This window comes from Rhizobium leguminosarum (genome assembly GCF_004123835.1).
Taxonomy (GTDB): domain Bacteria; phylum Pseudomonadota; class Alphaproteobacteria; order Rhizobiales; family Rhizobiaceae; genus Rhizobium; species Rhizobium leguminosarum_M.
Genome location: NZ_MZMU01000012.1, coordinates 502762 through 525708 on the forward strand (window position 1 = coordinate 502762; position 22947 = coordinate 525708).

Sequence of the window (22947 nt, forward strand, 5' to 3'; positions counted from 1 at the left end):
CTACCTCCAAGTTTCAACAGCAGAGAGCCAGGACGCATGACCAGTCTCGAACTCCGACAGATCAACAAGAATTACGGCGCCTATCATGCGCTGCGCGGCATCGATCTTTCCGTAGCGCAAGGCGAGTTCATCGTCATGGTCGGCCCCTCCGGCTGCGGCAAGTCCACGCTTTTGAAGACGATCGCCGGCCTGGAGGAGATCTCCTCCGGCCAGATCCTGATCAACGGCCGTGACGTCAGCAAACAGGAGCCTGGGGACCGCGGCATCGCCATGGTCTTCCAGTCCTACGCGCTCTATCCGCATATGACGGTGGCGGAGAACATGGGCTTCGGTTTGCGCATGGCCAAGCGCCCGAAGGCCGAGATCGAGGCGGCCGTTCAGCGCGCAGCCAAGATCCTGAGGATCACCGACCAGTTGGAGAAGCGGCCGAAGCAGCTTTCCGGCGGGCAGCGGCAGCGCGTGGCGATCGGCCGGGCGATTACTCGTTCGCCCGACGTCTTCCTCTTCGATGAGCCGCTGTCGAACCTCGATGCGGCACTTCGAACCCAGATGCGTGTCGAACTCAGCAGCCTGCATGCCGAACTCGGCGCCACCATGGTTTACGTCACCCACGACCAGGTGGAAGCTATGACCATGGCGAGCCGGATCGTCGTCTTGAACCAGGGGATAATCGAGCAGGTCGGCTCACCGCTCGAACTCTACCGCAACCCTGACAACCTCTTCGTCGCGGGCTTTCTCGGTGCCCCGCGGATGAACTTCCTCGGCGTTACCGTCGACGAGGTGTCCGGCCGCAATGTCACGGTTTCGGCGCCGGGCCTCTTGCCGGTGAGGGTGGAACTGGCGGAGGCGACGGTGCTGCAGAGGGGCCCCAGCCTGACGCTCGGTGTCCGGCCGGAGAACATATCGATGGTCGCCGATGGCGGCGAGGGCGGGGCGATCCACGGCCAGATCAGGCTCGTCGAGCATCTCGGCCGCGAAACCATCCTCTATGTCGACGCCGGCAATCTCAAGACCATCGCGTCGGAGAGCGGCACCGGCAATATCACGGTGCAGCTGAGTTACGTGGCGCCCTTTGCCGCCGAGCAGACCGTGGCGCTGAAGCTCGACGCCCGGGAACTCTATCTCTTTTCATCCGATGGCGGACGCACGATCAGCGCCCGCAAAACCATCCTCGATAGATAATCACAGGAAACATCACCGTGTCCGACAAGACCCTCTCCGTATGGAACCCCGTCAACACCGACCGCTTCCTCGTTGGCGCCCCGCACTATCCCGAGCACGTCGATGAAAGCTACTGGGAGCGCGACGCCGAGCGCATGGCGAAGGCCGGCTTCAACGTGGTCAGAATGGCCGAATTCGCCTGGCATATTCTCGAGCCGAAGCTCGGCACCTTCGATTTCGACCTGTTCGACCGTGCCATCGCCATGCTCGGGCGCTACGGCATCGACACGATCATGTGCACGCCGACGGCCACGCCGCCGCGCTGGCTGACCGTGGCGCATCCGGAGATCTTAAGGGTCGACGGCAAGGGCCGGCCGATGAGCCATGGCTCGCGCCAGCACTGCGACACGGCAAGCCCGGTCTTTCGCGAGCATAGCCGGCGTATCACCAAAGCGATGGCCGAGCACTATCGCAACAATCCTTTTGTCGTCGGCTGGCAGACCGACAACGAACTGAACACCAGCATGCCGGAGAGCTTTTCCAAGGCGACGCTCACCGAATTCCAGGCCTTCCTTGCCGGCAGATATGGCGAGATCAGCAAGCTCAACACGGCGTGGGGTGGCGATTTCTGGGCGACGGCCTATGACAGCTTTGACCAGGTGGTGCTGCCGATCGAGTTCGGCCCGACCTTCCCTAGCCCCGGCCACCTCCAGGATTATCACCGTTTCCTCGCCTTTTCGACGGCGCGCTTCCAGCACGACCAGGTGGAGATCCTGCGCGCCGTGAAACCCTCCTGGTTCGTCTTCCACAATCTCGGGGGGCTCAGGGATATCGACTTTCGCGGCCAGTTCACCACCGATCTCGATTTCGTCGGCTATGATATCTATCCGATGCTCTATGACGAGTTCCAACGGCTCGGAAACCACGCCAAGGTCCAGGCGCTGCACCTCGATATCTGCCGCGGTTTTTCCGGCAACTACATCGTTCCCGAGCAGCAATCGGGCTTCGGCAGCCAGCCGGGTTTCTGCACGCTGACGCCGGAGCCGGGCGAGCTGCGCCGCATGGCGCTCTCCTCGGTCGCCCACGGCGCTGACGGGTTGATGTTCTTCCGCTGGCGCCCCGCGCATTTTGGCGCGGAGATCTATTGGATGGGCATCATCGACCACGACGACGTCGCCCGCCATCGATATGACGAGGCGAAGCGCTTCGCAACGGAGATGACCGCGCTGGCGCCCAAGATCCTCGGCACCTATGTGCGCATGGATGTCGGCATTGCCGGATCCGACTTCGACAATCAGGAAGCGCACAAGACCTATCCGATCGGTCTGCCGAGCCCGCAGGACGATGCGATCCTGATGCACCAGTATTGCTACGATCGCGGCATTGCCTGCGGCTTCATTCATCCCGAGGACGATCTTTCCAAGCTGAAGCTGCTCTATGTCCCCCACTGGGTGATGTGGAAGGACGAATGGACCGAGAGGCTGAAATCCTTCGCCGAGCAGGGCGGCACTGTCGTCATCGGCGCGCGCACCGGCACGCGCAACGAAGACAATCACGTCATTCGTGAGACCGCGCCCGGCACCTCGCTGTCGCAGCTCACAGGCATACGCGTCGAGGATTTCGGCCGTCTCGCCGCCCCCGGCGCCAACGGGCTCTTCGACGTGATGGAGCGTTCGGGCGGGCTTGTCATTCCGCCGAACAAACCGGCGGAATCGCGCCGCCGCGAACGCCGCTTCAAGATCGGCAACCGCGAGCTGGTCGGCGGCTACTTCTATGAAAACCTGGCGATCGCAAGCGATGTCGAGGTGGTTGCGGCCTGGTCCAACCGCTATGCCGAGGGCCAGCCGATGGCGACGTCGCGCAAGCTCGGCAAGGGGCAGGTGGTCTATGTCGGCACCTATCTCACCCCGGATCTGACGGCAGCTCTTGCCGAGCGGCTATTTGCACCCGTCGGCATCGAGCCGCTGATTGGCGAGCTCCCCGAGGGCGTCGAGGTGACCATGCGGATAAACGAAGAGCGCCGGCTGCTATTCATCCAGAACTACACCGACCAGCCGGCCGCCATCGGCGGCGTTCCCGCTGGCCGTGATCTCCTCGATGACGAAAAACCGGTTGCCGGTAGGCTCGATCTCGAAGGCTACGGCTGCGCGATCATCGAGCTCGCGGGGTGAGTTGCGCTCGCCAGCGAAAGCGTGACGAGGGCTGCTGCATTCTCCGTGGTCCTCGGCCTTGAGCCGAGGATCCATATCACGGGCGCGGACGCGCAGATCACGACCTGTCAACGTCGGCGTCGTCCTTTCAGGTCGAGAAGTGAGTCAGGTGTAGGTCATGACCGTTCAATTAAGCCGGCATCCGGGACAGCTTCCAATCGTAGGAGCGCAAGAAGCTCACCAGCTCTCGCATGGCGGCGCTGGAGTGTCTTTTGCTCGGGTAATAAAGATACCAGCTCGGCAAAAGGGGGCTCCAGTCCTTCAGAACCTCCGTCAGCCGGCCGTTCGTCAGGTAGGGTGCGGCGTAGTCCTCGAAGATATGGGCCAATCCGCATCCGGCGACAGCGGCCTGCAGTTCGTTGTGTGCCGAACTCACCGTCAATCGTCCTTCCGGCAAGACTTCGAGGGCGTCTCCGCCCTTTTCAAATTTCCAGGATACCAGTGTGCCGCCGGGAAATCGTCGTCGAATGCAGTCGTGGCCGGCGAGATCATTGGGAGTCAGAGGCAGGCCATGTTTTGCAATATAGTCCGGCGACGCCACGATCGCGTATCGAAGCGATGGTCCCAGCGATACTGCGATCATATCTTGTGCCAGTTGCTTTCCGAACCGAACGCCCGCGTCAAAGCCTTGCTCGACGATGTCGATGACCGCTGCGTCGCTGATGAGTTCGACCTTGATGTCCGGGTATGTGTCCATAAAGGTGAACATTGCCGGACAGAGCAGGTGATCGATTGCGGGGCCTGGCGCATTGATACGAAGGGTGCCGGACGGGTTTTCCTTTAACTGGTTAAGGTCATCGACTGCGAGACGGATGTCCGTCAAAGCTGGACCGAGGCGCTGCAGGAGACGCTGTCCCGCCTCCGTCGGCGAAACGCTTCTTGTTGTCCTGTTGAGCAGGCGGATGCCGAGCGCCTCTTCCAAAGCGTTGATTGTCTGGCTGAGTGCCGATGATGAAACGCCTCGCTCCAGGGCGGCGGCCCTGAATCCGCCGCACCTGACGATTGCCGCAAAAACATCCAGGCTATCCAAACGAAACTGATCCATTGCGAAGCCTACCTTATCAAGCTGCGTAGATTTCCTCGTCTTATCAGCGCAGTGATTTGCGGTCATCTAAATACCTCGACCGCACATGCGGATTGTCGACTGAAAGGAAAAGCAATGGATCGACTCACATTGAACCGGCGAACGGTCATGGTTTCAGCGGTTGCCGGAACGTCCGCTCTGCTGCTCGGAGGTTCAGCCGGATCAGGCAATGCGCAGGTGCAGAGCCCGGACACCCGTAATGTTGGATATTATCGATTTCGGGTCGGGCAGATCAAAGCGACAGTTTTGAGCGATGGCGTGATCGGCGGCCCACCGACGGTCTATGCCAACGATGCTCCGGAGGCCGAACTGCAGGAGGTCCTTCGTCGCGCTTTCCTTCCTACCGATCATATGACCCTTCAACTCAACACGCTGCTGCTTGAGGTCGCCGACAGGCGGATATTGCTTGAGGCGGGAGCCGGGGCCACGATGGGAAAGAATGCGGGGCGTGTGTTCGACAATCTCGCCGCCATCGGTCTCGATGCAGGCGATATCGACACGATCGTGGTGTCCCACACGCATCCTGATCACGTCGGCAATCTCAGCACTTCCGAAGGCAAAAAAGCATTTCCCAATGCCACCGTCTACGCACCCCGCGCAGACTGGGATTTTTTTGTGCGCAACGATCCCGATCTCTCCTACATGCCGGTACCACGGGACTTTCGTGACCGGTTTGCAGCGGCGATCAAACGGAGCGTCGAGCCGATCGCAAAGGACATTGAGCTCTACGAGGCAGGTGCGGAAATCGTGCCGGGCCTCACCACGATAGCTGCGCCAGGACATACGCCTGGCATGGCAACATTCCTGGTCCACTCAGGAAACGACCAACTGCTCCTCACTGCGGACCTTGCCTATCACCCGGTCGTCAACATCGACCATCCATGGCGACCCGGACCTGACAGAGACAAGGATACCGCGCTCGCGTCGCGCCGCCGCATATTCGATATGGCTGCGACCGATAGGCTCCTTGTTCTTGGGTTTCATTACCCTTTCCCGGGGCTCGGACGAATGCTCAAGACGGACATGGGTTACGCCTGGGTTCCGGCAAGCTGGCAGTTTTGACCAGAAATCCAACTGGAGGTTTCCTCATGACCGGAACGACAATCGGCCGGCGGCGCTTTCTGGGTGCGATGGGTCTGACTGCCGCGAGCGCGTCGATCGCAGCAGAAACAAAGGCACAATACGCGACAGGCGACGCGCCGCTCCCATCGACGTCCGCAACGGAGCCTGTCCTGACGCGCACGGTGCCGAAAACGGGAGAGCGACTCACAGCCCTCGGACTTGGTACATTCCTGACATTCGACCGAACGACCGGGTGAAGCGCGGGACGACCTGCGGGAGGTGTTCAGGCGGTATGTCGCCGGTGGTGGCCGCGTCGTTGATACCTCGCCCTTGTATGGGTCGGCCGAAGTCAGCGTTGGCCAGTTCATGGGGGAGGCATCGGAAGCGTCCGAAATTTTCCTGACAAACAAAATCTGGGCGACGGGAGAATATCTGGGCGACGAGAGCCATGCAGAGGAAAGCTTTCGGCAATCGAGGCTACGGACCTGGCGTGACACGATCAACCTGATGCAATGCCACAGTATCACAAATGCGCAGGTCGTTGTTCCGCTCCTTCGTTCATGGAAAAGGGAAGGGAAAATTCAGCACGTCGGTATCACGCATCACGAGGCTTCGGCCCAGGAGGCTCTCACGAAATTCATCGAAAGTGGTGAGGTCGACTTCGTGCAGACCAACTATTCCATCTTCGACAGGAATGCCGAAAGGCGTCTCCTGCCATCGGCCGCAGACAACGGTGTCGCCATCCTGATCAACCTGCCGCTTGAAAAGGCCAGATTGCTGAAAGTCGTCGAAGGTCAGCCGTTACCGGAGTTCGCAAACGAGTTCGGCGCGAAAACCTGGGCGCAATTCTTTCTGAAGTGGGTCATGGCCCACCCCGTCGTAACCTGTGTCCTGTGTGGTACTTCCAACCCGGACCACATGAATGACAATCTTCAGGCGATGCGCGGCCCGCTTCCCGACGAAGCGATGCGCCGACGTATGTTTACCCACATGGAAGCTATCCCAGGCTTCTCCTCGATAAGCACGATGCCATGGTATCCCGGCAAGGAGCAGCTGTACTCGGGTCTGATCCGAGATGCGCAGGCGAAAGCCAGGAACCGGCTTAAACAATGATGTCCGGGTGCCGCCGTCGAGAGGTTCCGTTCGATAGGGCTGCTTCGCGCCGCCATGTCGGCCGTCAAAGCTACATCGTCCTACTTCTAAAAGCGGGCATCGCCTATAACCCGACTATTAGGCGCCCGCCGGCAAAGGTTCTCGCCGGTCCGTTCCAGCCTCGTTTCACGGCTGTGCCGCGCGCTTGGCACCCGTATGCCACAAGCTATCTGATCGAACTGAAGCTTAACGCGGCCGCCGCAGCATCGGGACGAGCGTCGGCGACGAGCCGACCTGGATCGCGCCGAGCGGTTCGAAGCCGTAGCGTCGGTAGAACGGAATGTTGCGCGGGTTCGAGGATTCCAAATAGGCTGGCGCGTGATCGCGATCGCACCGTGCGAGGGCGTACGCCATCAAGGCGTCGCCGTGACCTTCGCCTTGATGCGCCGGGTCGACGCCGATCAGGGGCAGGTACCAATGTGGTTCGCTCGGGTGGTACGCGGCCATCTGCTCGAATATGGCCGTGGTTTCGGGGGCAAGAGAGCGCGCAACCGTGCTCTCGAGCACCGCACCAAGCCCTTCCTCGTCGGAATGCACCCCGGGCGATAACCACAGCGCCGTCCCGGCATAGCCGTCGGTGCAAAAGGCGCTTCCGTTAGAGAATGCGCTGCTCCCGAACGCCCGGATCATTCGCGGCATGGCCGCAAGGTACTGGTGTGCGTGCGGCCAGGTCCATCGCGCCATAGGATCCGCTGCAAATGCCAGCATGACCGTTTCGACCGCCAGATCTTCCTCGGCCGCGGCCATAACTCTCACTGTTGGCGATTTCACACTGCCCTCCTGACGTAGGTGGTCCGACGAGACGCCCGCGCCCGTTCTCAGCTGCGCATCGTAACCCGGATGGCGTGGGAGCGATACCGGTTGCTGCTGGCTCAGCGGTTGGGCCGCTTTTGGCGGCCATTTTAAAGAGCGGACGTTGACGCCGAATGACGTCTCCAATCAAATGGCGCGCATGGAGCTAATATCAACGCAAGAATATGAGCCTTCCGAGTACGTGACCGAATGGCGAGGAGCGTTCAAGAACGCTGAGGTCAACGCTCTTCATGCCGAGTGTTTTGAGCATCGGGGTTTCGCTGATGATTGGTGGGCACAAGTTAACCGCTTTAGCCTCGGTTGAGTTTGCACCCGTCGCTCGGGGAAGCTGGTAGGGCCCATTGCCGCTGGCGGCAAAACAATCAGCTAGTCAGGCCAGCCTGCCGCAGGCCGTCCACAATGCGTTCGAAATCGGCAGGGTTCTTGTAGGGCAGTACTTTGCGCCTGTGCTCCAGGGAATAATCGGGATTGATTCGGAACACTTCCGCCCACTCACCGCGCGCCTCCTCGAAGCGCCCCAAGTGACCATAGCTCGCCGCCAGCAGCACTCGCGAGACGTCTGTGTCTGGATTACGGACGAGCCGCCGCTTCAGGATGACGACGGCCTCCTCGTACCTGCCTAGCTGAAACATCGCCTGTGCGTAGAAGTGAAGGAACAGGTCCGGGTAATAGGGGTTCAGGGCCATTGCCCGTTCGAAATAGGCGAGCGCCTCGGCCGACCTTCCGGCATAGTGCAGTGCGTTGCCGAGATTCTCGTACCCCTCGACAAAATTGGGAGCAAGCGCGATCACGCGTTCGGCCTCGGCGATGGCCACGTCGTGCTGTCGCAAGTGCAGTTTGACGACGCCGAGCGCCCAATGTGCGTAGGGATATTGATCGTCGAGCGCCACCGCCCGCGTGGCAGCCTCAATCGCCTGTTCAAGCGATTTCGACGGCGATTGGCTCCACTGGTTCATGTAGGCCAGCCCATGTGTGACGGCGAGGAACGCGTAGGCCGGAACGAATTTCGGGTCAAGCTCGATGGCGCGTTGCAACAGTTCCCGGCCCTGCGCGTTTTGCTCTCTCGTCAACCTCCACATGTGTTCACGGCCCCGAAGGAAGCAGTCATACGCTTCCAGGCTCTCGGTCTGCTCCGCAGCCAGCCGCTGCTGGTCGCCCTCTCTGAGGTTGAGCGCGAGCGCGCCGACAATCTGCTGCGTTACGTCGTCCTGCACGGCAAAGATGTCGGTCAGGTCGCGATCGAAACGCTCCGCCCACAGATGGCCGCCTGATGTCGCGTCGATCAGCTGTGCGGTGATCCGCACCCTGCTGCCCGATTTGCGGACACTGCCCTCCAGCACGTAGCGCACGCCAAGGCCGCGGCCCACCTCTTGGACGTTCACGTTCCTGCCCTTGAAGGTGAACGACGAGTTGCGGGCGATGACGAACAGCTGCGACAGCTTCGACAGAGCCGTGATGATGTCTTCGGAGATGCCATCGGCGAAGTATTCTTGCTCGGCATCACCGCTCATGTTGGCGAAAGGCAGCACGGCAATCGAGAGCGCCGGCGGCGATGCGGCTGGCACGCGACCAGCGGCGGCGTAGGCGGTCACTGTTGACTTTGCCAGTACGGCGACGCCGACCTGGAGCGAATAGATCCGAATCGGCTCGGCGATGTTCTTGAGCTGTGTGCTGCCGAGATCGGTGACGGAGAGATCGAGCCTCGCCTTGACTTGGCGATAGGCATCTTCCGACAGGCAAATTGCGCCCGGCGCTGCGACGCCCTCCAGGCGCGACGCGATATTGACGCCGTCGCCCATCAGGTCACCGTCGCTTTCCTCGACCACATCCCCCAAATGGATGCCGATTCGGAACTCAATACGGCGGTCTTGGGGCACGCCGGCATTGCGTTCGACCATGGCATTCTGCACCTCGACGGCGCAGCGGACGGCGTCCACCACGCTGCGGAATTCGACCAATGCCCCATCGCCTGTGCGCTTGATCACGCGCCCGTTGTGCACAGCTATAGTTGGATCGATCAGGTCGCTACGCAGTGCCCGCAACCTCGCCAGAATACGATCTTCGTCCGCGCTTGCGAGCCTGCTGTATCCGACCACGTCGGCGGCCAGAATTGCGGCCAGCTTGCGATTCTCGCCCATTGAGCCGTCTCCTCTTCTCCACTATAGCAGGAAGACAGTGGGCAAGACGGAACTTTTCGCTTCTTTTCGGAGCGATCTTGGACGATGTCTCATGTGGGCGAGCCGCCGTGCAGATCCGGGCAATGCCTGTTCTGTCGGCGGTCGTCCGTTTGACGCAGTTGCTCCGAAAGCCCGCTCAGGGTCAGATCACGTCGATGCCCCCAAGGAGCCTGAATATTCGCTTCTGACGATTCGAGTCTCGAAGCTGCCAGTCCTCTCTCGGCCTGAAATCGTTCGTTCAAGATGGAAGGCAGAGATCATAGCCGAGGCATCAATATATAGCGGATGTCGGCATCGCCGCTCCATGCCTCTTTGACAGCGTCCAGTGGCAGGCTCGTGAATTGTGTGTCGAAACCTGCTTGTAGTGCAACTGCCAGAAGCTCGCCGGCCCCGGCAACGAGGTCTGTGACAGCCACGCTGCCGATACCGCTTCCGATTATCTCAAGGCCAGTGCTGCGCAACATATCTCCCCGGATGGCAATTTCATCGCCGGCCATCGTGCCAAGCTGGACGTATCGAAGACGCGGTTCCCCCATTCTTGAACCACGATCCCTGGTTGCCGCTCTCAATAGGCGGGCGGCTGGGTCGCCCCATACGAAGTCGAGAACGACATCGACACCGCGATCAAACTGATCCCGCAGAGCTGTATCGGCTTCGCCGTCGAGAGCGACCTTCACATCGGCGTCAAGGCGATCGAGCTTCGCTGTGTTTCGTCCGACTGCCACGACCTTGCTTGCGCCGAAGTGCTTGGCAGTCTGGACCGCCAGGCTGCCCGAAGCTCCAGTCGCCCCAAGGATGAGGACCGTCTCACCCTTCTGAAGTTTGGCCCTGCGTGAGAAAGCAATCCAGGAGGCAAGCGCGCCCGTTACGATCGCGGCTGCATGGTCGCTGGCAAGCTCATCTGGCACAGGTGCAGTCATGATCTTGGCTACAAGAGACTTCTCTGCCATGGAGCCAAAAGGGGCCTTCGGAAAGAGGAAGTAGACCCTTCGTCCATCCGCGTCGGTCCCGACGCCATCGACGCCTGGAACGAACCCTGCGGTGGTGCCGCTTGCATAATGTCGGCCTGAAGCCAAGCTTTTGACGATGGGGCTAAGAGCTGCCGCATCGACGGTCACCACGGTCTCGTCTTCTCCTGCTTCCGGTTCGCGGAAGTCCTGGAAGGATGGCGAAACGCCGAAGGAATTCACAACTGCAGCCTTCATTTGATTTGTTCTCCGTATCATCGATGCCACCTTGTAGACACGCTCGCCTGCACGATCTATCAGTAAAAATCCGTTTTTTGTTCGTGATCGTTCAAGGTGCCGCATGGATCCGCTGTCCGAAATGCTGGCTCTGCTGAAGCCGAAAAGCTACATAACCGCAGGATTCGATGCGGGAGGATCGTGGGCGCTCATACTGGACGACCTCGCAGGACGCATAAAGTGCTATGCAGTCGTGAAGGGCGGATGCTGGCTGTCGATGGAAGAGAGCGACGGACCGGTCTTTCTCAAGGCCGGCGATTGCTTCGTCCTTCCGACGGGACGCCCGGCTCTGATCGCAAGCGATCTCGAAGCAGAGCCGGAACTCGCGAGCCAAACCCTCCATCCCGATCGTAGCGGAGAAGTGGTGACCTTCAATGGCGGCGGAGACGTCTTCCTCGTCGGCAGCCGCTTCGAAGTGAATGGCCGACATGCGGAAGTCATGCTTCAGGCATTGCCTCCCTTTATCCATGTCGAGTCGACGCAAGACAGGACCAAGCTCCGACTCTATATCGAACTCATGATGGACGAACTGCGCGATGCGAGACCCGGCGCGTTTCAGGTGGCGCAGAACCTTTCTCACATGATGCTTGCCCAGGCGCTGCGCCTGTTCCTCGAGAGTTCACCGGGAGGGGTGGGCTGGTTCACCGCGTTGGCGGACCCCAGACTTGCGCAATCCATAAAGGCGATGCATTCAGATCCTTCGCACGCCTGGACTCTGGAAGAGCTCGCCCGTAAGGCGGGGATGTCCCGCACGAGCTTCGCCCAGTACTTCCGAAGGCGCGTCGGCGAAACGCCGATCTCCTACCTTGCCCGCTGGAGAATGATGTCGGCAGGAACGAAACTGATACAGGGCGAGGAAACAATGGCCGAAATTTCGATGTCGCTGGGATATTCGTCTGAGCACGCCTTTAGCACGGCGTTCAAGCGGATCATGGGACAGTCACCCCGCCGATATGGCCGAAGTCAAAAACAGAATGTGAACAGTGATCAGTGACCTGCGACGTCTCCTTTTGATGCCTAGTTGCCATGCCTAGCAAGGCTGCTGGTCCTCCACACAGTGGCACACCGCTTACAAGTTCAACCAGGACCGCGTCCAGTCGACAAGCGTGCCGATGGTTCCAAAGAACAGCGACTTAGCGGGGGCCCCCTAATCGGGCGTCGCTCGCTGCGCAGCGGTTTGCGTTCGAAAATATACAAAAAAAGAGCATTTCCGTACTCAAACAAACGGAAATGCTCTCTTAGTTTAGTGCGGAGCTATACTTGTCAGCTCCACACTGCTCGCACCTGAATTCGCGGCTATTCGTCTGATGTCGCCGGCGCGGCGTTCTCCAGCGAGGTGCGAATTTGATCGATCTTCCCGTTTGCGTCGCCAACCCCGAGAATGGTTTTGGCCTGGTTCAGAACCGCTGGACTGACTTCACCGGTTTTCGTTGCGGAAGCCAATGCGTCCTCCAGCGCCTCGTCCCCCAACAGAGGGTCATCGGGTGCGGGCTCGGTTCCATTGTCGAGTTCGTATTGGGCATAAGCCACAGCATAGGCCGCGATGGCGGTCATGCGTGGGTCCGACGTATGCATCAACGCCTTGTAATTCCGCTTCAGAGAGTTCAGGCCCGCAAGTTGCGCCGACAGGTTCTTCTCTTTCGTGACGGTTTTGGTCTCGTCAGCCTTGGACTTGCTGCCTACTTCGGTGGATTTGCCTTTCACGCCTGAGGATTTGGCGCTGCCATGGGTTGCACCGCTGCGATGGTTTGAACCACTGCCCTGGTTGCTGCTGCCGTGGCTGCCGCTGTTTCCGTTGCCGCCGCCGTTGCCACCACCATTTCCGCCCCCGTTGCCGCCGTCCTTTGCGAGCACTGATATGTCGAAGCCTGCAATGGTTGCCGGGCTTGCTGCAAGGGCCAGCGAGAGTGCGGCCAAGGACGCCAAAGTTGCTATCCGCATCATTTTCCTCCGGATCGGATCATCAAACGCGGTGTGGGTGCATCGCGCTTGAGATGTCAGAGGTTAGACCTTGATTGCATCTTCCACATCGGTCCGAGGTCCGATGTCGGTCGGACTATGGTCCTAAACAAATTGAAATACTTAACAAATCCACATCATCAGCCGGGCGCCGGCGTGAGGCGATATCTGCGCGGGTAAGCGAAGACTGATGCCTTCACGCAAGCGTCCCGATTGGGCCGAAGGAGAATCACGCCAAGCGCAAATCGACAAGCGGGTGTAATTTCTTAAGATTCGGCAGCGATTTCGCTTGCCAGGGATATTGGCTGGTGCCTTTGACGACGAGCAGGAGGTCGCCCATCTTTCTGGCTTCGATCGTCAGCTTGGCCAGGAGATTTATGCCGGAGGAATTGAGGAACTCGAGACCCGTCAGGTTGAACGTCACCTGTTTGTGCCCCTCATGGAGCAGGCCTGATATCAATGAGTAAATGGGCGCATAGGCGTCCGGTCCCGCCAGCCGGAATACGCCATCGAAATAGACCTCGTTTTTCTCAGCCCATACGCGGAAGTTTTCGTCGCTGATTTCCATTCTTCGCTCACAGATTGGAGGAGGGTGGCATCGCCACGGCTGCAGTCGTCGTCAGTATGATAAGCTCGTCATTATTCCCTTCGAATGCCCATGCCATTTTTGCGTCGTAGTCGCTCAGAAGGGTGAGCAACCCCAAGCCCGAACCGCTTTCTGCCGATATGGCATTGGTTTCGATTTGCTCAAGAAGAAGTTCCCCGGGGTCCCTCGATTGAAGGCGATGCAGCAGTTGCTGAAAGCGAAAGGATGTCACGCCATCGATCGTGTTCTTCACCCTGATTAAAAAAGTACCGTCGAATATGCCGGCTTCAATGAGGATCTCCCCAGGCTGTCGAAACTTAACGGCATTTTCGATCAACTCATTGCTGAGATATCCGATGTCATGATGCGCCTGCACATAGTCTTTTCTTGAACGAGAATATCGCAGAGCCATGACCTCCGCTATAAAGTCCGAAGTCATTCCTGAGTGCTTCCATCCAAGCTGAAGCGGTCCGTCGTTTAAGGTGAGGCGAGTGCTTGAATCCAGGCTTATGCCCGCCAGAGATTCGATACCATACACCGTTGGCGTCATGTCTCACCTATGTCGCACTGCGAGAAGCGTGATGTCGTCGTAAATCTTCTGCGATCCGATGAAGAGCATCAATGTCGCTACAATTCCGGAAACGACTTTCTCAGCGCTTTGATCCTTCAGGCGCAGTGCTTCTCGGCACAGACGTTCGATGCCAAAGAGTTCTCCAGCGTCGTTTTCGGCTTCTGTCACACCATCCGTATGCAGGAGTATGAGGTCCCCCTTCTCGAACGCTATTTCGCGGGTTTTAATGAACGCGGAAATATCGGCTTCCAGCCCGATCGGTATCCCCAGATCCATGGTGTCTATGCGTTCGACCTCGCCGTTCGCCCGCACGACGACAACTTCCTCGTGTTGTCCCGACAGGATCATCTCTTTTCCATCGTAGTCAAGAAACGCTAGAGTGAGATGCTTGTCGATTTTAGTTCTCACTATGTTTTTAAACAGGGCGCTGTTCAGGTCTGTGAGAAATTTGACTGCATCGGTGTTTCCTGCTTCCTGCAGGGCGCGGGCGACGGACTGAACCATCAACATCAGCACGCCGCTTTCGAGCCCGTGTCCGGTGACGTCGCCGATGCCAATCTTCAACCGTTTTCCGCTCTTCAATACGTCATAATAATCGCCGCCGACTTCTTCCGCAGGTCTCATATAGGCGGCGATCTCGAGCGCCTGAAACTCCTCAAGCTCCTGATGCAGCGGAAGAACCATGAGCTGGATCCTCTCGGCGACGGCCAGCTCTGTTCCGAGACGTCTATTTTCTCGCTGGAGCTGTGCGTTCAGCGTCGAAATCTCTTCCTTTGCATCTTCGATTTGAGCTGTTCGCTCTTCGACAAGCTGCTCGAGATTTTCCGTGTGATAGCTGATCTGTTCGGCCATCCGGTTGAATGCTTCACCAGCCTCGCCGACCTCATCTTTGCTTGTTATGGCCACCCTGACCGAATAATCCTTCGCCTGAATCCGTTTGGCGGCATTTGCAAGTGCACTGATTCCGCTCGTTATTCGTTTCGAAGCCGCAATTACTGCTATAGCCACAACAAGCAGTGACATTAGGATCGCCAAGATTTGGTAGATCACGATCCGGTTGGTAGCTTCCGAAATTTTGGCTTGGGCCGCATAGAGCGAGGCCTGGATTTCTCGTTCAGGCACAACCACTCCAAGAGACATCGCCTCTTGCCGAACCGGGCCGCTGGACCAGAGATTGGTCGCGGGGAGTTTCTTGACGATAACGATATAGGGAACCTCGTTACCCTCCTGCTGCAACAACAAATGTTGGATGCCCAGTTCGCGATCAAGGGCCAGTTTTGCTATCGCAGGCTGGGAGCTTCCCTTCAGGGAGCGCTCCAGTCCGGTCACTCCGCTTCCGCTTGCATCGCTCGCAGAACGCAGACCGAGAGTTTTTTCGCCTGTGCTGTTGATCGCCACAACGTTTCCGTCGGACATTGCGAGAAATCCAAAGCCGGACTGAGCCACTTTCACATTTTCTACAGTCTGCGCGAGCTGGTCGAGTGTGATGTCCGCGCCAGCCGTCCCGGCGACATCCTTCCTGTCGGCTGTCCATAGTGGTTGAAAGAAAGAAACGATCAGTTTTCCGGTAATGGCGTCCGTATAGGGCGCTGTCTGGGTTATATCGTCCGCGACCGGCCGCGTTTTCATATCCTTGGCCCAGCCTTGCCAGGACTCATAAAGTCCGGGAAAAAAGAAGTCCCAGAAATTGGCCTCGTTATGACCAGGATAAAGGCGGTCGAAGGTCTGAGCCTGGTCGGTATAGGGCGCTGTTCTGAAGATTGGTCGTTCTTTCGATCCGATGTAGTACATCTGCAGCTTTGAAGCCCCGTGCTGCAGCAAGCTCGGTGCGACAAGGTCCAGAACCGCGCTGGTCTGGATATCGGTCTGAACGTCGGGTCTTGGGTTGTGGTCTTCTCCGAGCGAGTAACTCCAGACGCTGACGACGGAGACTGAGCCCGGAGCGTTCTGAGACCAGTTCGCCTTTTGATCGTAGGACAGGCTGACGCTGCCGGGAGATGTGCGGGCGATCGCCGCGCCGACAACGGAATTACGCTCGGGATCGTCGATCTGCGCCTGGAGCACACCCGCCAAGGTGCTGACGTCGTTGTGAACCTGCCGCAGGAGCAAACTCACCTGTGCTGCGGTGGAATCGGCATATGTGCGGATGTATTCTTGGCTTGCCGCTTCCAGACCCTGTCCGACTTCGAGGGTGGCGTCGCGCGACAGCCTCTGAACATTCCAAAGCGCCAGTCCACCGCTGACCAGCAGATCAAAGAGGACGGCTCCACCGACGACCAAGATGAACTTTGCCCGAAATGAGCCTAATCTTGCCGGCCTCTTCGATGATCTCTCGTCCATCACAGCGGCTTTCGGCCGGAAGCTGCCCAGATCGGCCAGCCTGCATAACCCTTGGGATGAAGAGCAGCAAAGACATGATCTTTGAATCCTTGCCGGAACCTTCGAATGAAATCTGATGAGTCGCCCCGCCGGACGGCCATCTCACCCGCGTAGACATTTTCCCAAGCTTCAATGATGTCTGCGAAGTCCTGGGGATCGCCGTCAAGGTTCGTTACCATGAAGCAATCGACCTTGATGCTATCAAACCCTGCGTCGGCAAGGAGATGGCGGCTTTTCGGCCCCATCTCGACATCCATGTCGAAGTGCTTGAACAGTTTGGCGACTTCTTCGTAAGTCCATTTTATGGAATCAGCATGCGGCTCGCCGAGACAATGCGAGTTTTTTTCGTTCGTGATGTAGACACGGCCGCCAGGCTTGCAGATGCGGTAAAGCTCCCGCAGGAGCATCTCGGGACGGTTGAAAATCTGCAGCGAATGACGGCAGGTCACAAAGTCGAATTGATTGTCTCGCAGCAACATTTGCGAGGCGTCACCATAGGTGTACTCGATTCCCTGCAGATCGAAGTCGGCGGCGACCCTGCGGGCATATTCGAGGCTGCGCACCGAATGATCCAGTGCGACAAGGCGTGCCGGTTTAAATTCCCGTTGAACTAAGGCCGCGAAATCACCTATTCCGCAACAGATATCGGCGATGACAAGACCGCTGCGCAGGCCGTGGCGAGGCAGCAGTTCGCGTTCGTGCCTCCATGTCATTTTCGTCTGGGTACGGAGAATGGGAATGAAAGTCTCATCCTCGACAAAGCTCTGGCCCGGATAGAATGCCGAATCGTAGACCTCGACCGATAAGTTTGGTTGTGATGCCGCAAGCGTTTGGAATAACGAGGTCGACCATGCCACCACGCTCGACGTAATGATGACGATCTTCCTCTCCGGCCTGGTCCGGCAGCTTGCCGCGAGAACATCGGACAGGGCGGCGAAGGCGGTCATGTTGATGTGCGTCAGACGTTTGACGTTGAGGTAAACGACCCCGCCGTATTTTCCCAAACTTTGCTGCACCAGCTCGAGAGCATCGCCAATCTCGGCGGGACTTTCGGGCCGCATCTTGCCAGACAGCACCAGCTCCTGATTTGTCGGATCAAAATAAACCGTGAAGGGTCGCAGCAGCAGGTTCATCGGAAGTCCTCGGCCGAGGGGAAATCCGCAATGATTTGAATCCCTTGTCCGCCGTCTTTCTCAATTCGTATAGCGGCGCGGAATATTGTTGCCAAATCGCTGAGCAAAACCGTCCCATCGGATTTCATGACCAAGTATCCAGACTCGGTATCGGGGACAGGCAGGTATTCGCCTGATCTCGCACTCGTGTGTTTGCGGCCAAATGCTTCCTCGCCGGGAAACGCAATTCTCAGCCGATTGAATGCCGCGCTCCGATAGAGACTGAAACGTATCCTTCCCAGCTCACCCGTTGAACGGAAAGCGAGTTCAATGAGCTCGTTGGCTGCGACGGAAAGAAAATTCGAATATCGAGCGGGATCGCTGTGACCCTGGCCGAGAATGTCCGAGAGATATTCCGTGATCCGGTCGCAAAACTGCCATCGAGATTTGAACATCGCAACGTTCATTTCCAGCGATACCATCGGCGCAAATGCATAGTCATCGAAGCTAGGTGCTTCCTCTTCCAATAGACCCTCCATTCGTTTGCCTGCGGCAGGTCGATGCATGCCAATCACGAAAAACACGGCGAAATCGGTTGTTCACTGCGGCAGGGCATGGCTTAGGGATGTTTCCGCCCGGGTGATGAACTCGCCAATTGCCTTGACCGGAAGCGGCCTGCTGACCAAATAGCCTTGAAGCCTGTCGCAGCCCACGCTGCGCAACCATTCCGCCTGACCTGGCGTCTCAACTCCTTCGGCTGTCACCTGCATGTCGAGGTCATGGGCGAGGTTAACGATGCAGCGGACGATTGCCTGGCTTTTCAGATCGCTTTCGAGGTCGGTGATGAAATATTTGTCGATTTTGATCGTGTCGAAAGGGAATGTCTTCAGATAGCTGAGCGAAGAATATTCGGTCCCGAAATCATCCAGCGAGATTCGTATCCCCAGCACGTTGAGAGTATTCAGGGTGTCGATGTTGTTGACGGTCCGCTCAAGCAGCACGGTTTCGGTTATCTCAAGCTCCAGACGGTCGGGCGGCAACCCGACCAGGTCGAGCGTCTGGGACACCCGATCAGTGAGGCCGCTTGTCAAGAATTCAGCCGCGGACAAATTGACCGCGACTAGGTAGTTCTCCGGCCATTTCATCGCCTCGCGACAGGCCTGCTCCAAAACCCATGCGCCTATTTCCGGCATCATTCCATCGGCCTCGGCCATCGGAATAAATGCCGTTGGTGGAATCTTCCCAAGCAGGGGGTGGTGCCATCGAAGCAATGCTTCGAAGCCGACAATGCAGCCGGCCTCGGCGATGGGTTGGTATTCAACAGAGAATTGCTGCTGGACCAAAGCCATGCGAAGGCTGCGGCGCAGCAGTTCGCGTTGCTCCAGAGATTCAAGCATTGAGGGATCAAACGCTTTTGCCCGACCGCGCCCGTCTTTCTTTGCGGCGTAGAGTGCGAGGTCAGACGCCTTCATCAACTGCTCCGGACTTGTACCGTCCGGTGGCGCAGTCGATATGCCAATGCTGGTACCGACGAATACCGCGATATCATCTATCGTGAAGGGCTTTTTGAATGCAGCAACCAAATCTTCTGCCAGCTGGTGCGCTTTGGCCGGATGTCCCGAGCCCCTGGAAATGACGGTGAATTCATCACCGGCCAGTCGATAGGCTCTGTCACCACCGGTAAGGCAGCCTTGAATACGCCTTGCGGCAAATTGAAGAACCTTGTCGCCAGCAGGATGCCCAAGCGTGTCGTTCACCGGCTTGAAATCGTCCAGGTCGAGTTGCATCAGGGACAGAGTCTCGTTCGAGCCTGCGCTCTCCCGCAACAACACAGTCAGGTCCTCGCCGAATTGGCGTCGGTTCGGCAGTCCCGTTAGCGGATCGTGGGTAGCCAGATGCAAAAGGGTTGCGCGCTCATCGTCAAGACTTTCCTCGGACCGAACCACGGCAAACAGGTTTCCGATCCGATAGATCGTCAGTCCATGCGATCCGGGCCCGCCAAGATCGCCGGATATTCGCAAAGGCTGGGCACTGTCACCCATTGAACGGAAAGCGAGCGTAATCGCCGATTTGTCCAATTCTGGAAAATGCTCCCAAAACGACACTGCTGGTTTGACGGAAGCAGGCAGCTCATTGCCCAGCAAATTCTCGACGGGATTGAAATCGCGGTCAAAGAACAAAAGCCGATCGATCGAGCTCGAAGCTTTTGCCTCCGTTTGTCCGAGGGCCGAGCGGGCCGCACGAATTTTCCGCATGTCCGAGCCTCTCCCTAGCCAAATGTCCTAACCAGATATCGTAGCAGTTCGACTCCCACACAACTTGTGCACGCTGAGATTTACATTAGGCATTTCTGATTAACAACCCCCAAACCTCTGGGCAACTGGCTCACGGATGGCTCATGACGCCTCTCTATCATCGCGACCTATCTGCATCCATCGGCGACCCTTCGATGAGCTGCGGGCGCGAGATCTCACGCGCCCGATCCGCACTCCGTCATGAACCAATCGATGAAGCGGCGGACCGGTTTTTTTGCCCAGCTGTTCGATATGACGTAATAGCCCTGGTTTTCTGCCGTCGCGATATCGGATAGCACCAGCAGATCGCCGCGTTCGATCTCGCGGCGGAACACTTCGACGGGGCAGAGCGCCACGCCGTGGCCGGCGATCGCGGCCGTTGCCAGCATGTTGAAATCCTGGAATATCGGGCCGCGGAGCGGCTCCGGCGCTTTCTGGCCGGCCTTGCGGAACCATTCCTTCCAGCCGTCGACGGATTCGTCGTGCAGCAGGTCGGCGCCGGCGAGCGAGACGTCGTCGATCGTCCAGTTGCGTTTGGCGAGGTAATGGGGGCTGGCGACAGGCTGGTTGCGGCGCGAGAAGAGCAGGCGGCTTTCCCTGCCGCCGCTCAGATCCTCGCCCATGGTGATCAGCACGTCCAGGCTCTCGTCGTCGAAGCGTTCTTCGGCGCGGGCATAGACGATCCTGACGTCGAGATCGGGGTCGCTTTCCTGAAAGGAGGGCAGGGCGGGGACGAGCCAGCGCGATGCGATCGAGGGGATGCAGCCGACGGTGATGGCGCGCATGTCGTGATCGCGCCGCATATTGCCGGTCGATTGCGCAATCGCCGCCAGTGATCCGGAGACGGCCCGGTAATATTCGCTGCCGGCCGCGGTCAGCGCAACACCGCGGCCAGACTTCTGCAACAGCTTGCGGCCGAGCCAGGCCTCCAGATGCTTGATCTGATGGCTGATCGCCGCATGAGTGACGTGCAACTCGTCGCCCGCTTTCGAAAGGCTCATCAGGCGGGCCGTGGCTTCGAATGCGCGCAAAGCGTTCAACGGCGGCAACTGCATTTGTAAAATTTCCTCACAGATGACGCAGAAATCATCATTTGAAAATACCAGATATTTCAATAGCTAATTGTTGCGGGCGATGAAAATGAATCATCGCTGCATCTTAATAAATTGTCAGGGGAATCGACGATGTTCGTCAGAAATCTGAAAGAGGTGGAGCTCACCGAGCGTTTCGTCGACTGGGGCAACGGCACGAGCCACCGCCTGCTGACTAAGGACGACGGCATGGGCTTTACGGTGTGCCATACCGTCGTTCGCGCCAATAGCGAGGCCCTGCTTCAATACCGCAATCACCTGGAGGCCTGCTATTGCATCAAGGGCGAGGGCGAAGTGGAGGATATGGACGGCAAGGTCTTTCCGATTCGCGCCGGTGATATCTACGTGCTCGACAAGCACGACCGGCATTATCTGCGCGGCGGCAAGGATCAGGATCTCGTTCTCGTCAGCATCTTCAACCCGCCGCTGACGGGCACCGAACGGCACGACCTGAACAATAAGAGCGGATCGCAATACTGAACCTGAGCATGATGCCGAAAAGTGTGAGCGGTTTTCGGACGACCTCCTGTTCTAGCCGATCTCTTCGCCGACTTCCAAGGTGGAAGCAGAGCCCGGCAAATGGCGGGCACTGCTGCCGGCGCGAACGGCAAGGCATCCGCTGCCTATTCGTGGCGACCTAAGCGCTGCACGCGGCCTATTGCTGCGGCTGCTGTTGTTGCTGGCCCGGCGGCGGCGTGCCGATCTTTTCCAGAACCTTCTTGGCCAGAGCCGGGTCGCTCTGAGCCGCCGTCAGGATCGACGAGTATTCCTCGACGGAGATGTCGGGAGAAGCTTGGACGGTATCGACCATCTGCTTCTTGGCCTCCTCCTGCAGCTGTTGCTTGGCAGCCTCGTCCTTGGTCGCGCCGATCTTGGCCGAATATTCCTGTCTCACCTTGTCGACCTGCAGATAGGCAACGGCGAAGGCTTCGATTTTCTGATCGCTGACGGGGGCCGTCGCACCGTTGCCGCCGGGCTGTCCCTGCATCGGTGTCTGGCCTTGCGCCGGCGGCTGCGCCTGTGCCGGCTGCTGTTGCGCCTGGGCCATGTCGACAGCGGATGCCGGGCTGAAAGCAAGCAGACTGAAGACTGCCGCGCTCAATGCTGCGACAGATGTGTAACGAGTGATCATATTCATTCCTCTTCAAGTGCATGATTTGATTGGCAGCAAGACCGCCTCGGTCGATCGCTCAGCCACTCAAAGGCCGGGCGAGGTCGCGACGATGGAACCTTTAAGAGGGCACGGTGCGGCGGTAACGGGGCGATTTGCTGACGATTGAGCGGCGGCTTTGTGACCGCCGGCCTATTGGCACGTGCGGAAAATTGCAGTCACCGCCGCTGTGATGCCCGGGCCTTCGGCGTCGTTCATCGCTGATCTGAATGCAGAAATGCCGCCAGGAAGGTGGCGACGGCCGCCTCGGCGTGGCGGTAAATCTCCTGCTTCATCGGAATGGCCGCATCGCCCAGCATCATGACCCGGTTGACGGGGTCGGCCATCACCAACCAGTTGAACTGTGATGCGGCCACCGTTGCATCGGAGAACTGTAGCAGCTTCTTGCGGGCCAATTGTTCGAAAGCGCTGCCCATGACCTCGATCGCCCGTGCAGGGCCGCGCGCGTAAAGCAGCTTGGCGAGTTCCGGGAAGCGTGGCGCCTCCGCAATCACGAGCCGGCGCAATTGCATCAGCCCGGGCGTCAGGACGATGGTGAGCTGGCGGACTGCATAGTCAAGGAGATAGGCTTCCAGCTGAGCGCGGTTCTCCACCTGGGGGAGGCCGGTGTGAACGGCGGTATCTGCCTCGCCCATCATCTGGGTGAGCACCGCGACGAACAGCGCCTCCTTGCTGGAGAAGTGCTTGTAGACCGTCTGCTTGGACACGCCGGACCGGCTGGCGATCTCGTCCATGCTGGCTCCGGCATAACCGGTGCTCAGAAAGACTTCGGCCGCGGCACCGACGATCGCCGCCTGTTTGCGCTCCGAACGAGTGCCGGCCCGCCCCTCGGCTTCCATACCCCGTATCAACATTCTCGATCTCCGCTCTAACCCTACTTG

The 22947-nt window shown here is 58.6% G+C and carries 19 protein-coding genes and 1 pseudogene; 6 read left to right on the forward strand and 14 right to left on the reverse strand.

Annotation, left to right across the window (positions count from 1 at the left end; genetic code table 11):
* Positions 1-36 precede the first annotated feature (36 nt).
* Together B5P46_RS19225 and B5P46_RS19230 are read left to right on the forward strand one after the other, a co-directional pair.
* On the forward strand, positions 37-1182 hold the full coding sequence (locus tag B5P46_RS19225) for an ABC transporter ATP-binding protein (protein ID WP_129420102.1): 1146 nt from the start codon (positions 37-39) through the stop codon (positions 1180-1182).
* Between the two features lie 17 nt (positions 1183-1199).
* Positions 1200-3332 carry a beta-galactosidase gene (locus B5P46_RS19230; protein WP_129420103.1) on the forward strand — a complete coding sequence of 711 codons (2133 nt, stop codon included), beginning with the start codon at positions 1200-1202 and terminating at the stop codon, positions 3330-3332.
* A 169-nt stretch (positions 3333-3501) separates the two neighbouring features.
* Here the strand turns inward: B5P46_RS19230 and B5P46_RS19235 are convergent, their stop codons facing one another.
* Complete coding sequence (locus B5P46_RS19235; protein WP_129420104.1) at positions 3502-4482, reverse strand: LysR family transcriptional regulator; 981 nt, start codon at positions 4480-4482, stop codon at positions 3502-3504.
* A gap of 48 nt (positions 4483-4530) precedes the next feature.
* Here B5P46_RS19235 and B5P46_RS19240 point away from each other — a divergent pair, with 48 nt between their 5' ends.
* Both B5P46_RS19240 and B5P46_RS19245 read left to right on the forward strand, forming a co-directional pair.
* Positions 4531-5517, forward strand: a complete 987-nt coding sequence (locus B5P46_RS19240; RefSeq protein ID WP_129420528.1) for an MBL fold metallo-hydrolase — start codon at positions 4531-4533, stop codon at positions 5515-5517.
* A gap of 26 nt (positions 5518-5543) precedes the next feature.
* Positions 5544-6630 (forward strand): annotated as a pseudogene (locus tag B5P46_RS19245) (aldo/keto reductase).
* Between the two features lie 225 nt (positions 6631-6855).
* On the opposite strand, the gene B5P46_RS19250 reads toward B5P46_RS19245, so the two are convergent.
* The 3 genes from B5P46_RS19250 to B5P46_RS19265 all read right to left on the reverse strand — a co-directional run bounded on the left by B5P46_RS19250 (position 6856) and on the right by B5P46_RS19265 (position 10864).
* Positions 6856-7440: a GNAT family N-acetyltransferase gene (locus B5P46_RS19250; RefSeq protein ID WP_206735371.1), complete on the reverse strand. Its 585-nt coding sequence runs from the start codon at positions 7438-7440 to the stop codon at positions 6856-6858.
* Positions 7441-7844: 404 nt separating this feature from the next.
* Positions 7845-9620, reverse strand: coding sequence for an adenylate/guanylate cyclase domain-containing protein (locus B5P46_RS19260; protein WP_129420106.1), 1776 nt, complete (start codon positions 9618-9620; stop codon positions 7845-7847).
* A gap of 296 nt (positions 9621-9916) precedes the next feature.
* Positions 9917-10864, reverse strand: a complete 948-nt coding sequence (locus B5P46_RS19265; RefSeq protein WP_129420107.1) for a quinone oxidoreductase family protein — start codon at positions 10862-10864, stop codon at positions 9917-9919.
* Between the two features lie 103 nt (positions 10865-10967).
* Here B5P46_RS19265 and B5P46_RS19270 point away from each other — a divergent pair, with 103 nt between their 5' ends.
* Complete coding sequence (locus B5P46_RS19270; protein WP_129420108.1) at positions 10968-11897, forward strand: AraC family transcriptional regulator; 930 nt, start codon at positions 10968-10970, stop codon at positions 11895-11897.
* A 302-nt stretch (positions 11898-12199) separates the two neighbouring features.
* Here the strand turns inward: B5P46_RS19270 and B5P46_RS19275 are convergent, their stop codons facing one another.
* From B5P46_RS19275 to B5P46_RS19310, 8 genes are all read right to left on the reverse strand, one after another.
* The gene (locus tag B5P46_RS19275; RefSeq protein ID WP_129420529.1) at positions 12200-12844 is read right to left on the reverse strand and encodes a hypothetical protein; all 645 of its coding nucleotides are present in this window, start codon (positions 12842-12844) and stop codon (positions 12200-12202) included.
* 247 nt (positions 12845-13091) lie between these two features.
* Positions 13092-13430, reverse strand: coding sequence for a slr1659 superfamily regulator (locus B5P46_RS19280; protein WP_017961073.1), 339 nt, complete (start codon positions 13428-13430; stop codon positions 13092-13094).
* A gap of 7 nt (positions 13431-13437) precedes the next feature.
* Positions 13438-13998 carry a slr1658 superfamily regulator gene (locus tag B5P46_RS19285; protein WP_129420109.1) on the reverse strand — a complete coding sequence of 187 codons (561 nt, stop codon included), beginning with the start codon at positions 13996-13998 and terminating at the stop codon, positions 13438-13440.
* Positions 13999-14001: 3 nt separating this feature from the next.
* A complete protein-coding gene (locus B5P46_RS19290) occupies positions 14002-16362 on the reverse strand; it encodes a SpoIIE family protein phosphatase (RefSeq protein WP_129420110.1) in 2361 nt (786 codons plus the stop codon).
* On the reverse strand, positions 16359-17531 hold the full coding sequence (locus B5P46_RS19295; protein ID WP_129420111.1) for a class I SAM-dependent methyltransferase: 1173 nt from the start codon (positions 17529-17531) through the stop codon (positions 16359-16361). The genes B5P46_RS19290 and B5P46_RS19295 overlap by 4 nt, the downstream gene beginning before the upstream one ends.
* Positions 17528-18037, reverse strand: coding sequence for a hypothetical protein (locus B5P46_RS19300; RefSeq protein WP_129420112.1), 510 nt, complete (start codon positions 18035-18037; stop codon positions 17528-17530). Before B5P46_RS19300 ends, B5P46_RS19295 begins: the two co-directional genes overlap by 4 nt.
* Before the next feature lie 72 nt (positions 18038-18109).
* Entirely contained in the window at positions 18110-19765 is a 1656-nt protein-coding gene (locus B5P46_RS19305) for a putative bifunctional diguanylate cyclase/phosphodiesterase (protein ID WP_129420113.1), read from the reverse strand.
* Positions 19766-19980: 215 nt separating this feature from the next.
* Positions 19981-20859, reverse strand: coding sequence for a LysR substrate-binding domain-containing protein (locus B5P46_RS19310; protein WP_129420114.1), 879 nt, complete (start codon positions 20857-20859; stop codon positions 19981-19983).
* A 129-nt stretch (positions 20860-20988) separates the two neighbouring features.
* On the opposite strand from B5P46_RS19310, the gene B5P46_RS19315 reads away from it, so the two are divergent.
* Positions 20989-21375, forward strand: coding sequence for an ectoine synthase (locus tag B5P46_RS19315; protein WP_129420115.1), 387 nt, complete (start codon positions 20989-20991; stop codon positions 21373-21375).
* Between the two features lie 175 nt (positions 21376-21550).
* Here B5P46_RS19315 and B5P46_RS19325 read toward each other — a convergent pair whose 3' ends face one another.
* Both B5P46_RS19325 and B5P46_RS19330 read right to left on the reverse strand, forming a co-directional pair.
* The gene (locus B5P46_RS19325) at positions 21551-22033 is read right to left on the reverse strand and encodes a DUF4168 domain-containing protein (protein WP_129420117.1); all 483 of its coding nucleotides are present in this window, start codon (positions 22031-22033) and stop codon (positions 21551-21553) included.
* A gap of 227 nt (positions 22034-22260) precedes the next feature.
* The gene (locus tag B5P46_RS19330) at positions 22261-22920 is read right to left on the reverse strand and encodes a TetR/AcrR family transcriptional regulator (RefSeq protein ID WP_129420118.1); all 660 of its coding nucleotides are present in this window, start codon (positions 22918-22920) and stop codon (positions 22261-22263) included.
* Positions 22921-22947: the final 27 nt, after the last annotated feature.

Coding starts and splice junctions, on each gene's coding strand:
- B5P46_RS19225 (WP_129420102.1), top strand. CDS start 37: ATGACCAGTCTCGAACTCCGACAGATCAACAAGAATTACGGCGCCTAT.
- B5P46_RS19235 (WP_129420104.1), bottom strand. CDS start 4,482: ATGACCGCAAATCACTGCGCTGATAAGACGAGGAAATCTACGCAGCTT.
- B5P46_RS19240 (WP_129420528.1), top strand. CDS start 4,531: ATGGATCGACTCACATTGAACCGGCGAACGGTCATGGTTTCAGCGGTT.
- B5P46_RS19260 (WP_129420106.1), bottom strand. CDS start 9,620: ATGGGCGAGAATCGCAAGCTGGCCGCAATTCTGGCCGCCGACGTGGTC.
- B5P46_RS19265 (WP_129420107.1), bottom strand. CDS start 10,864: ATGAAGGCTGCAGTTGTGAATTCCTTCGGCGTTTCGCCATCCTTCCAG.
- B5P46_RS19270 (WP_129420108.1), top strand. CDS start 10,968: ATGGATCCGCTGTCCGAAATGCTGGCTCTGCTGAAGCCGAAAAGCTAC.
- B5P46_RS19275 (WP_129420529.1), bottom strand. CDS start 12,844: ATGCGGATAGCAACTTTGGCGTCCTTGGCCGCACTCTCGCTGGCCCTT.
- B5P46_RS19280 (WP_017961073.1), bottom strand. CDS start 13,430: ATGGAAATCAGCGACGAAAACTTCCGCGTATGGGCTGAGAAAAACGAG.
- B5P46_RS19285 (WP_129420109.1), bottom strand. CDS start 13,998: ATGACGCCAACGGTGTATGGTATCGAATCTCTGGCGGGCATAAGCCTG.
- B5P46_RS19295 (WP_129420111.1), bottom strand. CDS start 17,531: ATGAACCTGCTGCTGCGACCCTTCACGGTTTATTTTGATCCGACAAAT.
- B5P46_RS19305 (WP_129420113.1), bottom strand. CDS start 19,765: ATGCGGAAAATTCGTGCGGCCCGCTCGGCCCTCGGACAAACGGAGGCA.
- B5P46_RS19310 (WP_129420114.1), bottom strand. CDS start 20,859: ATGCAGTTGCCGCCGTTGAACGCTTTGCGCGCATTCGAAGCCACGGCC.
- B5P46_RS19315 (WP_129420115.1), top strand. CDS start 20,989: ATGTTCGTCAGAAATCTGAAAGAGGTGGAGCTCACCGAGCGTTTCGTC.
- B5P46_RS19325 (WP_129420117.1), bottom strand. CDS start 22,033: ATGAATATGATCACTCGTTACACATCTGTCGCAGCATTGAGCGCGGCA.
- B5P46_RS19330 (WP_129420118.1), bottom strand. CDS start 22,920: ATGTTGATACGGGGTATGGAAGCCGAGGGGCGGGCCGGCACTCGTTCG.